The following is a 12,955-nucleotide window of genomic DNA, read 5'->3' as shown; positions in this document are numbered from 1 at the left end:
GTCTCGATCATTATTCCGCCGCAACCTCGGCGTCTTCGTCGATGACCCCCGCCGGGCCACGATCATTCGCCGCGGGCGTCGCCAGCATCGAAATGCCCTTCTCCGACAACAGCATCCCGATCAGCGCCTGGAGCGCGCCGCCGCCGGCGCCCGCACCGGTGTCGCCGCCCGTGTTGATCTGCACCCTCGGCACGACGTCTACACCCGACGTCTCCAGCGCCTGGGCCAGCCGCTCGATTACCTGACGCGTCAGCTGGAACTGCGCGCCGCCCGAGGCAGCGGCCTGTTTCTCGATCGTCTCGGCGGTGGCGAGACCCGTCTTCGTGATACGGTCGGCTTCCGCGCCCGCGAGCGCGACGACCTTCGCTGCCTCGCCTTCACCGACGATCCGGATGCGATCGGCTTCGGCCTTGGCGAGCGTCCGGGTCTGCTCGGCTTCCTGCGCGGCGCGTTTCACCGCGGCCTTGCCCTGGTTCTCCTGCACCGTGATCGACAATTCGGACTCGGTGATCGCGGTCTGCTGGTGGGCACGCGCCTGCGCCTCACGCAGGTCCTTCTCGCCCTCGGCCGCGACGCGCTGTTTGGCATAGGTGGTGACCTGTTCCTCCGCGACCTGGCGCTCGCGCAGCTGTTGCAGGACCTTTTCGATCTGGTCGTTGCCCGCGGCGGCGCGCGGCGTGCCGATCAGCACTTCCTGCAACTCGAGATTATAGGCGGTGAACTTCGCCCGCATCTGATCGCCCGCCTGTTCCTGAATGTCCGAGCGTTCCTGGAGCAACTGGATAAGCGTCTTCTTCTGCGCGACGTTCTTGAAATAGGCCGAGACCATCGGATCGAGCGTTTGCTCGACCAGTTTCTTGATATCGCCAAACCGCTGCACGACCAGTGGCGCCTTGCGATAGTCGATATGCACCACGACCGAGAGCGGCAGGGTGGGTTCGAACGCGTCCTTGGTTATTAGCGACACCTCGGACAGATTCTCGTCGAACTTGTGCTGGCCGGTCATCTCCTGATCCCATTTCAGGATGAAGTTGGTCGTGGGTACGACCAGGATCTTCCCGGCATAGGTGTTGAACGCATATTTGCCCGGCAATAGCGGCTCACTCCACACACCGCGCGTACCGCGATCGACCAATTCGCCGTGGCGATAATCGTCGCCCGAGGTATCGGCACCGCTGTCACCGGTATAGCTGATCACGACGCCGACATGGCCGACCTCGATCACTGTCTTGGCGACCATCTCGACCGTCGCGAACAGGCGGTTGATGAAATAGCTGCCCTCGACCAGCACCTGAAGTTGCCGGCCGCGCCGGCCACCCGCCGCGATGAACTTCTCCGGGTCCTGGAAGCTGTTGTGGAACGTTGCGATGTCGTCCTGGTCGGTGCCGACTTCCGGCGCGATGATCTGGTCGGCGGTCAGCGCCGGGCCATCATGCACCGTAACGATGCCGATCATGTCGGAAGCGTCCTTGATCACGACCGATTCGAAACCCGATCGTTCCTCGATCACGCGCTGCATGTTGCTGAACAGATCGAAGTCGTTCGCCTCGAGCATCAGGCCGTAGAGATGTTCGCGCGTGATGATGACGAACTGCGCCAGATTGATGGCGTACGTGCCTTCGCGCAGGATCGCGCGCTGCGGACCCTTCTGCCCGCCATCTTCCAGGAAGCGGCGTACGTCGAGGAAATCGGCGGTGCGCAAATTGCTGGCCAGCGTCTGCGTCGGCCCCAGCGGAGCGCCGTCGCGCGCGAACACATAGCCGATCTGGCCCTGGGGGATGGTCACCAGAGGCTGCGAATGGACGCGATACTGGAACGGCATGAAGAAGTGATAACCGCCGCGCAGGACGATCGGCTGATAGCCGGCCTCGCCGTTGAGCGCGATCAGGCCGGAGGTGACGGAGCCGTTGCGACTCCACAATTTCTCGACGATCGCGACGCGGTTGTTGCGCACGTAGCGAACGCAGCGAGAGAGGACGAACAGACAAGCGACGACGAGGGCCACGACGGCCGAAGCGCCGAGCACATACATATTTGTCATCTGTGGTGGGTGTCCTTGGGACCTAAAGAAGAGCGCACGATCACGCTCGCTCTCTATTTAATGCGGTCCAAGTCTAGCTGCCAGCGAAATCGGAAGAGCCATACCGATTTTCGACGTAGCGCGCCACCGCGCGCGCGTCACCATGGTCGAGTCGACCGCGGTCGGCGACCAGCTCGCCTAAAGCGTCATCGATCCGACGCAACGACCCGGTCGCAAGGTCGATGATGTCGGAGCGCGACTTGGTCGAAGCGGTCGCGTTGGCGGCGGTCATCGCGCAGACAACTTGGTGCAGGTCTTCGGACAGCGTCTGGAAACGGGAATCGTCATGATCCCATCTTTGCGCACTGATCGAGTCGATCAGGCGACGGAGTTCACCGCCGGGAAGCGAGCGGGCAGCGGCGAGAGCGCGCGTGACGCGGATGCGCGATTCCGCGGAGGCGAAACCGGGGTCACGCGCTCGCCGCCGGTGGCGGCGGATCGCCAGCGCCGGCTCGATTGCCGCCATCCCGATCGTTCCAGCCAGGGCCAGCGCGGCATAACCGGCCAGAAACCAGCCGCTATAACCGAGCGCTAGCCGCAAGAGATCGCCGGCCGAGGCGCCCGCCGGTGCGTTGAACAGCGTCACCACAGCGACCGTAACGAGATAGGCGGGCACCGCGAAATGCAGGAACGCACCTCCAACGATCCGCCACGCGCGGATCGGCGGTTTAGCGGCAGAGGCTGAGTGGACCGGCAGGCTGCTCATGGCGACGTTTTGGCGCTCCCTCACGCCCGCGATCAACGGCGCGGATGTGGGGAGGGATTGGTGCCGCGCAAGGGGTCAATGCTAGTGATGGATCGTCAGGCCCAGCGAGACTGCACGGGGAGCGATGCCGTCAACATATCGGCCATAGACCAGGTCGAAATCGATCCGACCGCCTTTCGGATTCCAGCGCAAGCCGGCTTGACCGCCCGCATGGCCGTGATCGCGGACGAAGCTTTCGGCCATCAGCGTCAGTGTCGACGTGGCCTGATATTCGACCTGGCCACCGGCGATCGCCGCATGCCCATCGGCGCGAGTCCATTGCCACCCTATGTTGAGGTTGAAGCGCAGCCGTCCCGCTGGGATCGTCACCGGCGCGATCAACGATGCACTCGCCAGCCGGCCCCGCGCGACATCGATCCCCGCCGATCCCGACAGCGCGAGACCCAGCCCGCGCTTCTCGTCGCGAAGATTCCATTTGGGCGCGATGCCGATCTGGGTCTCGCGCGTATTGCCGTCCCAGGCTGTTGAGACGAACCCGCCAAGCTCGACATTGGACCATTGCCGGCGGGTACAGGCTGGCGCGACCGTGGCGACGCCGTCGTCGCGGCGGATGATCGTCACCCAGCTTTCGACATGGCAGGTGCCCGGGGTTTCCACCGCCGAATCGTCGACGACATGCTCAACCCCAGACGCGCGAGCGGGTGCGGCGGCGAGCATCAAGCTCGTCGCCACGCCGGCGGCCGCAGCCGCCGCCAGGCGCGGGATCACGCCGGATCTTCCAGGCTGAAACTGTCCTGATCCTCGTCGAAGGCGAAGATTTCGGCATAGCGGCCCCATTGCGTCACCGTCCGCAACGTGGCGTCGGCATAGTCCGGGGACATGTGATCCTCCAGTTCGTCGCGAAACCGGCTGCCGGTCGCCCGGTGCGACGCGCGTTCGTCGAGGATGCGGCGGATATGCTGCGCGAGCGGCACATGCGCGATCAGGGCATGGCCGAATATCGCCTTGCGCTGGTCGACATCGGCTCCGGCATAGCGGCGTGCCTGGGGCGTAAGAACCAGGTCCGCGCCGCGCAATTCGGCGAAGCGGAGGAGCTGAAGCGTTTCGGCGATTGGAAACAATTCGTCGATTTCGAGGCCCAGGCTATCGCCAAGTTCGGCCAAAGCCGCTTTGCCGTCGAACGGCTGTGCGTCGACTTCCTCGATCAGCCCGGCGATGCTGTTGGTTGATACGTGCGGCAATGCCATCGAGATACCGGTGCCGGGGAACAGCCCGTCGCGGGCGGGCGTCCCCGCGGGACGGGCGGTCATCCGCGCATAGATCGCGTCGACCATCGCGCGGAAATCTGGATCGAGCCGGTCGCGCGGTTGCGGCAGCTTGACCTCGATTTCCGCGGCGACCCGCCCGGGATTGGAGGAGAAGACCAGGATGCGGTCGCACATCAGCACCGCCTCCTCGATATTGTGCGTCACGAGCAGCATCGACTTGATCGGCATCCGTCCTTCCGACCACAGGTCGAGCAGGTCCGTCCGGAGCGTTTCTGCGGTCAGCACGTCGAGCGCCGAAAAGGGCTCGTCGAGCAGCAACAAGGCGGGATCGACGACGATCGCGCGTGCCAGTCCCACACGCTGACGCATGCCGCCCGATAATTCCTTGGGATAGGCGTTCTCGAACCCGTCGAGCCCGATAAGGTCGATGGCCGCCAGCGCCCGGGCACGGCGCTCGGCCGGGGCGACACGGCGTGCCTCCAGCCCCAATTCAACATTCTGCTGGACGGTCAGCCACGGGAACAGGGCGAAGGTCTGGAACACCATCGCGACGTCGGGATTGGCGTCCTCGCGCGCCGCGAATCGCACGTCGCCCTGATCGGGATGAAGAAGGCCCGCGATTGAACGCAGCAGAGTCGACTTGCCCGACCCCGAGCGGCCGAGCAGGCCGACGATCTCGCCTTCATGCAAAGCGATCGACACGTCGTCGATAACGGGTTGTGTACGTTTCGGCCCATAATGATGGGTAAGGTGCTCGACCGAGACGAGCGGGCGGCGCGTGAAGATGCTGGCCATGGTCCGATCCTTTCAGGCGAGGCGAAGGCGGCGCTCGGCGAACCGGTACATCGGCCGCCAGACTAGATGATTGAAGGCGAGGACGAAGGCCGACATCGTGGCGATGCCGAGCGCAACCCGGGGATAGTTGCCGGCGGCGGTCGCCTTCGCGATCCATGCGCCAAGTCCCGGCGCCTCAAGTCGTTCGTGTCCCCAGACCACGACCTCGGCGACGATGCTGGCGTTCCACGATCCGCCAGAGGCGGTCAGCGCGCCGGTAACGAAATAGGGGAACACGGCCGGCAACGCGACCTGGCGCCACCATTGCCATCCGCGCACGCCGAACATGCCGGCCGCTTCGCGCAGATCGGTCGGTATCGCGCTGGCGCCGGCGATGACGTTGAACAGGATGTACCATTGCGTCCCCAGGATCATCAGCGGCGACAACCAGATGGCGGGGTTGAGGTGGAAGCGGACGATCAGGATCACCGCGAAGGGAAACAGGATATTCGCCGGAAAGGCCGACAGGAACTGGGCGACCGGCTGGAGGCGTTCGGCCCAGGCGGGGCGCAGACCGATCCACACGCCGATCGGCACCCAGATCACGCTCGCGACCGCGATCAGCACTACGACGCGGAGCAAGGTCAGCAGGGCGAGTCCGAATACCGCCGCCGCATCCCGCCACGTCAAGGTGGCGGCGACGTAATCGGCAAGCGTCCAGATTCCGTAGCCGAGCGCTGCGACCACCAACGCGCGCCAAAGCCACTCGCCGCGCGGACGAGCCGGGGCGGAAGCGGGGCGCGTACGGCCGCCCAAGTCGAGTGCGAGCAGCAATCGGCCGAGCGCGGTTACCGGGGCGAAGATCAGCGGCAACATCTGGGTCGCGCGGAACAAGTCATACGCCCAGCTCTTCGGGCGATCCGATCCCGCGGTCTGTTCGAAGCGGAAGCGATCGGCCCAGGCGACCACCGGGCGGAAGACGAGCTGATCGTAGAGCAGGATGACGATCGCCATCGCGCCGACGGCCATCCAGATCGCCGCAAAATCCTGTCGCTCGATCGCGATCGCCAACCACGATCCGAGTCCCGGCAAGGCGACGGTTGTATTGCCGACGGTAATCGCTTCGGAAGCGACGACGAAAAACCACCCGCCCGACATCGACATCATCGCGTTCCATACCAGGGCCGGCGTCGCAAACGGCAGGTCGAGCCGCAGGAACCGCCGCACCGGCGATAGCGCGAAACCGTGGCTGACCTCGTCCAGGTCCGAAGGGACGGTGCGCAGCGACTGATAGAAGCTGAACGCCATGTTCCACGCCTGGCTGGTGAAGATCGCGAAGATCGAGGCGAGTTCGGCGCCCATCACCTGGCCGGGGAACAATCCCATGAAAAAGGTCACGGTGAAGGTCAGGAAGCCGAGGATCGGCACCGATTGCAGGATGTCGAGCATCGGGACGATGATCTGCGCGGCGCGGCGACTGCGCGCCGCGAGCGTTGCAAAGACGAAGGTGAAGCCGAGCGAGGCGAACAGCGCCGCGAACATGCGCAAGGTGGTGCGCAGCGCGTACCAGGGCAGATTGGCGGGATCGAGCGTGATCGGATGCTGCGCCAGTTCGGTGATCGGACCGACCGTGCCGCCGATTCCCTTGAGCGCAGCGGCTGCGATTGCCGCGAGCAGGATGAACGCGATCAGGTCGGCGCGATTGGGCGCGAGACCGATCCACAACCGCGGGGACGCGCGCAGCACGCGCGTCCGGAAGGTGGTTTCCGACATTGATGATTTCCTCGTCCGCGAGAGCGCCGTTGCGCGTCGGACGAGGCCAGTCGTTCAGGCCCCGATCAACGCGCTGGACGCGCCCAACTTCGACTGTCGTCGTCTGGCATTTGGGGTTGAGACCTTTTGTTGCGGCGCGACATGAGTCGCGTCCGGCGGCCGGATGCTCCCGGATCGGGTGCGTGTCAACCGTCCTGGTAGCATTCCCTGCGGAACCGCTGATAGTTGGTGCGGCGGTCGCGATTTTGCCGTGAAGCGCGATCTTTTCCACCGTCGGCTCAGGGGCCTGCCGATGACCGGATTTCGTCAGGCGGCGCGTTGTCCGTCGCGGAAATCATCCTTGCGCCGGAGATAGGGCGCGACCAGATTGCGTGCTCGGAACCATTCCTGGCGCTCGGGGCTCAGTGTCGAGAAATTGCCGATCACGCGCCGGCAATCGGGCGCCCTGCACTGGCAGATCATGTGCCAATTCGATTCGGCCAGCGTGGTCGAATAATCCCAGCAGATCTCCTCGCCCGGCGCGATGTCGCGGATCGCGACCAGCACCACGCCCTGGTCGGTGAAGCGCAGCCCCGCATTGGGAGCGCAACTATGATTGACCAGATCGTCGATCCGTCCGGATGGTCCCATATAATGATCGGGCGTGACCTGGACGTACCGGTCCGATTGTCCGCGCATCAGGCTGGGAATGCGGTCGGCGCGGAAGCGGCGCCCGGTGAACGACATCAGCCGGTCGCCCTCGACGAACGGCGCGGCGGCGAATACCGCCTTGCCCAGATGGTTCTCGCTCACCGCGAACAGGTTTGTGGGCGTGCGGATGGCATCGAGCACGTAGAAGCGGCCGTTGCGGAAGCCCAGCGAGCGCAAGGGATTGATCGTCGCCAGCCCGACCATGAACCAGATGCTGGCGTGGCAGATCAGTTCGACCAGGATATAGGCATATTCGCCGACCGGACTCCCCGGCGTGCGCGCGGCGACCATCAGCGTCGCGAGGTCGCCGAGCGTCCAGAGCCCCCAAGCCGGCGACCGTTCACGCCCGCGATCGGCGACGACGCTGGCCCAGGTCGGCCAGAAGCTGACGGGCACGGCGGCCACCACCAGCATATGCGCCCAGAAAGCGTCGCGGAACATCGCCCAGATCGCCAGGGCGGTAAGGCTTGTCGCGATGCAGAACATTTCGGTGCGCGTCGGTACCGTCCAGGCGGACCTGCGCCACAAGGCAATCGTGATCGCGACGCAAGCTATGGTCGCGAACAGGAATACCCAGCGCTGCAGTCCCTCGGGGTTTACCGCAGCATAAGTCGACGCCTCGACCGCGGTCGCTGCCGACCAGATCAACCAGGATGCGCGGTTGGGCTCGACCAGATCCCGCTTCAGGCCCGTCAGATAGGCCGCATAGCCCGCGAAACTCGCGGCCAATGCCAACAGGAACAGGATCTGGACCATTCACCCCCGCTCGGCATGTCCGTCATGCGCAACAGGTTATTTACCATGTTGTCAGGAATCCGTCTATTCGAAACCCAAGGAGTCAGCGCGAGTCGTTAGGACCCCGGTGTTCGATTCCGTTGCTAGGGGACGGGCGAAGCCGCAGGGTATTAACCGCCGACCAAGCCCGATATCGGCCGGCCCGACACAATCTCAATACGGATTGAGCTTGCCGTCGTCGCGCGCATCCGCAGCCAGATCGAAGCGCTGTTGCGCGGCCTGGATCACCGTCAGATGGTCGACCGCCCAGCGCGCGAGTTCGCCGACCGGCTGCTGCAGGGATTGGCCGAGTTCGGTCAGTTCATAATCGACCCGGGGTGGAATGCTGGGGGTGACGGTTCGCGTGACCAGACCGTCCCGCTCCAAACCGCGCACCGTCAGTGTCAGCATGCGCTGCGAGATACCCTCGACCGAACGCCGCAATTCGCTGAACCGCTTCGGTCCATCGGCCAGCGCGTTGATCGTCAGCATACTCCATTTGTCGCCGACACGCTGGAGCACGCCGGTCACGCCGCGGCATTGTGGTCCATGGGGATTCACTATCGGACCCTTCGGTTACATCGTTGATACCGGGGCACATAATTGATCCTCATCGCCAAAAATGTGCCTTCTTGTGACGCGAATGATGGCGGTTATCTAGTGTGCCTCAGTAACTAATCAATACCAGCGAGGCACCATGATCATCCTTCATGTCGACAGCAGCATCACCGCGGAAAACAGCGTCACGCGTTCGATCGGAGAGGCGGCGATCGCCAGGTTGAGGACGCTCCACCCCGATGCCGAAGTCCGGCGTCGCGACCTCGCCTTGGATCCGCTTGGGCATGTGACCCTGGGCGATCTCGGCGACACGTCGTTCGCCGAGGAATTCCTGTCCGCCGACGTCATCGTGATCGGGGCGCCGATGTACAATTTCAGCATTCCCTCCAACCTGAAGGCTTGGATGGACCGCCTAGCGATCGCCGGCACCACCTTCCGCTACAGCGAGAAGGGTGCGGAAGGATTGGCCGATGGACGCAAGCTGATCATCGCGTCGGCGCGTGGCGGCTTTTACGGGTCGGACACCGGGCAGGCCTGGCTCGACCATCAGGAAACCTATCTTCGTGGTTTCTTCGGGTTCCTGGGCGTGACCGACATCGCTTTCGTCCGTGCCGAGGGGATTGCGATGGGCCCTGACGCGCGGGCCAAGGCGCTCGAGGATGCCAAGACGCAAGCGACCGCGATCGCGGCGTGACCTCGGACGACGGACACAAAAAAAGCCGCCTTCCCCGAAGGGAAGGCGGCTCGGTTATTCCAGCGATTGAACGAGATCAGAAGCGGAAGGTGATGCTTCCGCGATAGCTCTGGTTCTTCACGTCGCTGCGATCGATCGTCGTGTCGGCGCCGACCGAGAGCGTGACGTTCTTCATGTCGATGGCAAGCCCGCCAGAGGCTTCCCACCAATCCTTGTCGCGGCCCGCCAAAGCGAACTGCGCGGCGGGCCCGACGCCGCCGACGAAATTCGCGCCGAACGACGCCGGCTGATTGTCGAAGTCATGAACGTAATAGCCGGTCAGATAGGGCCGCACCTTGCCCTTGCCTCCGCCCAGCGTCAGGCCCAGGCGGCCTTGGGTCGAGTGCACCCCTTCGCGATCGATGCGCAACGCCATCGGGCCTCCGCTCTCGGCGGTGTCGGAAAAGCCGATATCGCCGTAACGGATTGCGGCGCGCGGCCCGAGCTTGAGCCCGCCCAGGTTCGCCGTCCACGACACGCCCACTTCGCCGCTGACGGCCAACGCCTGATCATCCGAGCGTAGCGTGTAAGGCGTCCCGACCAGGCTGGCCGATCGCACCATATGCGTATCGAACAGGCCGGCAGAAAACACGCCGTCTAGCCCGAAACCGTTCTTCAGGCCGAGCTTGCCGTACAGCGTGCCCTGATAGAGTTCGCCCTTGGCGGTCGCGCCGGTCGTCGTCGCGCCCTGCGTGTTGGTGTAGGACAAGGCGAAGCCGATCGTAGCGGTCGAACTCACCTGCTTTTCGACACCGGCCGCACCGTACCAGCCGTCGAAAGTATCACGCCCGCCGGCGGGGATCGCAGTCGCCATCGGCGCGCTGTTGCCGTTCAGATAGCCGCCGGCGAAGAACACGCTGACGTCGTCGGGCACCTTGCCGGTCGAAATGTTGGTGGCCTGAGCTCCGCCGGCGACGCCCGGCTCGTACGATCCCATCGGACCGACATTGTTCAAATTGGCGGTGACGCTGAGCGGCTGACCGATGATCGCCACCGTGCCTCCCAGGTCGTCATTGCCGAGTGCCTGGAGCCGATCGCGATAGAAGCGCGCCATATTGTCGGTGGCGGCGGTGCCGAGCGCAGCCTTGAGCGTTTCCGTCCGCGGCGCCCAGCTTTCGAGCGTGGATCGGATCGTCGCCGCATTCTGCAGATCGAGTGGCCCATACAGCCCCGCCAATGCAGCGTAGCTGCCGGAACGATCGCCATCGAGCAGCTTGGCATAGGCCCCCTGTACAGGCGAGCTGGCCGCGACGACGTCGGCATATTTGCCGGCGACGATCTTCACCTTCACGTCATTGGCCGAATAGAGGAATTTCGGCGTCAGGATCGCGCTGAGCGCGGTCGTGCTGAAGGTGCCGGTCAACTGGTTCTGCGCGGTCAGGATCTGATAGGTGTCGCCGTCGCGGATCATATAGCCGGATGCCGGTGCGAACAGCACCGCGCCGCCGATCGACGCCAGCCCGTCCACCGCAACCCCCGGCGCGCTGAACTGGTTGGCGACCACCGCCAGCTTGTCCGACGCCCCGTTGGCGCCGAGGTCGATCAGCAGGACGTTGCCCGATGACAGCACCAGATTGCCGCCGACCGTCAACGTGCCGATCGTACCGACCGTACCCGGCGCGATCATGCCGGTCACGCTGGTCAGATACGGCGTGTTGATCCGGCCCCGGCCGTCCAGCGCGCCGGAGAACAACAGGTAATCGCCGACCGAGTTCATCGTCCCATCGACCGTGATCCGGCCATTGGTCTGGGTGATGTCGATCAGGCTGGTCAGCGATCCGCCATTGGCGATGTTCAGGCGCGCGCCCGATCCTGCAACGGTCAAGCGATCGACCGCGACATGGGTGTCGAGCGTGGTCGTGCCAGCGGCGCCCAGCGTCACGTCGAAATAGGCGGCGCGGGTGTGCGTCGCCGCGTCCGGATCGCGGTCGTTCGGCACGAAGTTGGTCGCGCCGGGCAGTCCGTTATCCAGCGTCGGATCGGGAATCGGGCTGGTGCCCGGCTGTCCGCCCGCCGGCGTGAACTGATATTCGGTCCCGTTATAGGTCTCGACGCCGGTGGTCGTGTTGTAGCAATCGCTGTTGGAACCCTGCTGGATGCAGATCTCGCCAAACTTGCCCGATGTGCCGTTGACGCCGTCGCCCAGCGTCGAGGGGACGCCGTTGACCAGATTGCCATCGACGATCGTCATGTAATTGGGGTCGATATTGGTGACCCAATGCGTCGGGTCGGTCCAGTTCGCGTCACCGGCTTTCGACCCGACATAATGGTAATTGTTGTTCGCCGCGATCCAGTCCCAATAGAGATAGAGCGGCTGATAGAAGGCCGACGTCCCATAGCTGGCTGAAGGCTGGCTGTTGAAATAGCGGCTGCCGCCCGACAGCACGCCGATCACCAGCTTCTTCGAAAAGGTGTCATCCAGGATCAGCGGCCCGCCCGAATCGCCGGGCGCGGTGATGCCTTCCTTGGGCAAGGCATTGTCGCGGAACAGGTTGAAATCATAGATGCTCGCGTTCAGCGCGCCGCGGCGCGGATCGTCGAAGTCGAGCTGATAGAGGTTCTGGGGCAGGCCGTCATTGACCCCGAACAAGAACCCGTCGACATCGTCGAGCGAGCCCAGCAGGCCGATGTAATTTTCGGCTACGCGGCGGCGGAAATCGACTCCGCGCGTGTCGCCGGTATTGCCGGTGCCGCTATCGCCATAGCCGGTGATCGTGACGTGATAGCCGGTGCCCTTGGCCGCATCGATCGATGCCGGCGCCGGCAGCTGCGACAGCAGGATGGCCCAGGTCGGAACGTTCGCCGCCGGCGTATCGAGCGTCGCTATCGCGATGTCGCCCTGCAGGAAGTTGTTGCCGATACCAAGCGAGGTCGACGCCGGATTATAGGTCACCTGATTGACGTTATAGAGATAGTTGGCGACGTCGGTCTGATACCCGCCGTACAACCAGTTGCCGAACGCGGAATTGCCGGGGGCATTGTTATTGGCGCGGAATCCGAAGGCGATCGGCCGGCCGCCATTGTCGGCACCATAGCCCCACGGATCCTGAAAACTATTCCCGTCCGGGCTTTCGTTGACGCAATGCGCGGCGAAGATGACCGTGCGCGGATTGATCAGGGTGCCGGTGCACAGGCCGATAAAGCCGTTCTGCTGATCGATGATCATCTCGCCGACGCCGGTCACGTCATTGGCGTCGAGCGCGCCATTGGGCGGCGTCGACGAATTGGGATTGCCGGGCTGCGAAATCACGATCTGCGGCTCGCGGATCGACGTCTCGGGCGGTGCTACCGACGTCGCGTCCTGCGGCGAATAATAATTGCCGGTCGGCGCGTTGGCGCCCGGATTGGCGATCGCGCCGGCGGTCTGGGCGTGGGCGCTCGCTGCAACGACGAGCGAGCCCAGCGCGGCGGACGTATTCAAGACGAAGCGAAGACGCGCGTTACGGCGCGCGGAACGGTGCGACATGTTTATCCCCTTTTTTGGTCCTGTTTCCCGCAGGACGAATAGAAGAATCGCTAACGCGTGCCGCGATTGGGTCAACCGGAATTGGCCAGCAATTCGGACATATTGAGCGCTAGGCACATGATCCGGCGCGATT

Annotated in this window: 9 protein-coding genes; 1 reads left to right on the top strand and 8 read right to left on the bottom strand. The window is 64.2% G+C overall.

The features are described 5' to 3' along the window. Positions 1–10 precede the first annotated feature (10 nt). The 7 genes from SPR01S_RS05445 to SPR01S_RS05415 all read right to left on the bottom strand — a co-directional run bounded on the left by SPR01S_RS05445 (position 11) and on the right by SPR01S_RS05415 (position 8,626). Positions 11–2,041: an SPFH domain-containing protein gene (locus SPR01S_RS05445; RefSeq protein WP_174531871.1), complete on the bottom strand. Its 2,031-nt coding sequence runs from the start codon at positions 2,039–2,041 to the stop codon at positions 11–13. A 73-nt stretch (positions 2,042–2,114) separates the two neighbouring features. Then, positions 2,115–2,786: a hypothetical protein gene (locus SPR01S_RS05440; protein ID WP_066586017.1), complete on the bottom strand. Its 672-nt coding sequence runs from the start codon at positions 2,784–2,786 to the stop codon at positions 2,115–2,117. Positions 2,787–2,867: 81 nt separating this feature from the next. Continuing rightward, positions 2,868–3,554 carry a PA4824 family protein gene (locus tag SPR01S_RS05435; RefSeq protein ID WP_218016710.1) on the bottom strand — a complete coding sequence of 229 codons (687 nt, stop codon included), beginning with the start codon at positions 3,552–3,554 and terminating at the stop codon, positions 2,868–2,870. After that, complete coding sequence (locus tag SPR01S_RS05430) at positions 3,551–4,849, bottom strand: ABC transporter ATP-binding protein (protein WP_066586014.1); 1,299 nt, start codon at positions 4,847–4,849, stop codon at positions 3,551–3,553. The genes SPR01S_RS05435 and SPR01S_RS05430 overlap by 4 nt, the downstream gene beginning before the upstream one ends. Before the next feature lie 12 nt (positions 4,850–4,861). Further along, positions 4,862–6,601, bottom strand: coding sequence for an ABC transporter permease (locus tag SPR01S_RS05425; RefSeq protein ID WP_084250962.1), 1,740 nt, complete (start codon positions 6,599–6,601; stop codon positions 4,862–4,864). Between the two features lie 306 nt (positions 6,602–6,907). Beyond that, positions 6,908–8,047 carry an SET domain-containing protein gene (locus SPR01S_RS05420; RefSeq protein WP_066586011.1) on the bottom strand — a complete coding sequence of 380 codons (1,140 nt, stop codon included), beginning with the start codon at positions 8,045–8,047 and terminating at the stop codon, positions 6,908–6,910. A gap of 192 nt (positions 8,048–8,239) precedes the next feature. Further along, a complete protein-coding gene (locus SPR01S_RS05415) occupies positions 8,240–8,626 on the bottom strand; it encodes a winged helix-turn-helix transcriptional regulator (RefSeq protein ID WP_245661884.1) in 387 nt (128 codons plus the stop codon). A 136-nt stretch (positions 8,627–8,762) separates the two neighbouring features. Here SPR01S_RS05415 and SPR01S_RS05410 point away from each other — a divergent pair, with 136 nt between their 5' ends. Beyond that, a complete protein-coding gene (locus tag SPR01S_RS05410) occupies positions 8,763–9,317 on the top strand; it encodes an FMN-dependent NADH-azoreductase (RefSeq protein ID WP_066586007.1) in 555 nt (184 codons plus the stop codon). 76 nt (positions 9,318–9,393) lie between these two features. Here the strand turns inward: SPR01S_RS05410 and SPR01S_RS05405 are convergent, their stop codons facing one another. Further along, positions 9,394–12,822, bottom strand: a complete 3,429-nt coding sequence (locus tag SPR01S_RS05405; protein ID WP_066586004.1) for an autotransporter domain-containing protein — start codon at positions 12,820–12,822, stop codon at positions 9,394–9,396. Positions 12,823–12,955: the final 133 nt, after the last annotated feature.

Source organism: Sphingomonas pruni NBRC 15498, from assembly GCF_001598455.1.
In the GTDB taxonomy this organism is placed as follows: Bacteria; Pseudomonadota; Alphaproteobacteria; order Sphingomonadales; family Sphingomonadaceae; genus Sphingomonas; species Sphingomonas pruni.
This window is presented reverse-complemented; position numbering and strand designations above follow the sequence as displayed.

Excerpts from the sequence above, each read along its gene's own strand:
- SPR01S_RS05445 (WP_174531871.1), bottom strand. The coding sequence starts at position 2,041 with ATGACAAATATGTATGTGCTCGGCGCTTCGGCCGTCGTGGCCCTCGTC.
- SPR01S_RS05440 (WP_066586017.1), bottom strand. The coding sequence starts at position 2,786 with ATGAGCAGCCTGCCGGTCCACTCAGCCTCTGCCGCTAAACCGCCGATC.
- SPR01S_RS05430 (WP_066586014.1), bottom strand. The coding sequence starts at position 4,849 with ATGGCCAGCATCTTCACGCGCCGCCCGCTCGTCTCGGTCGAGCACCTT.
- SPR01S_RS05425 (WP_084250962.1), bottom strand. The coding sequence starts at position 6,601 with ATGTCGGAAACCACCTTCCGGACGCGCGTGCTGCGCGCGTCCCCGCGG.
- SPR01S_RS05420 (WP_066586011.1), bottom strand. The coding sequence starts at position 8,047 with ATGGTCCAGATCCTGTTCCTGTTGGCATTGGCCGCGAGTTTCGCGGGC.
- SPR01S_RS05410 (WP_066586007.1), top strand. The coding sequence starts at position 8,763 with ATGATCATCCTTCATGTCGACAGCAGCATCACCGCGGAAAACAGCGTC.
- SPR01S_RS05405 (WP_066586004.1), bottom strand. The coding sequence starts at position 12,822 with ATGTCGCACCGTTCCGCGCGCCGTAACGCGCGTCTTCGCTTCGTCTTG.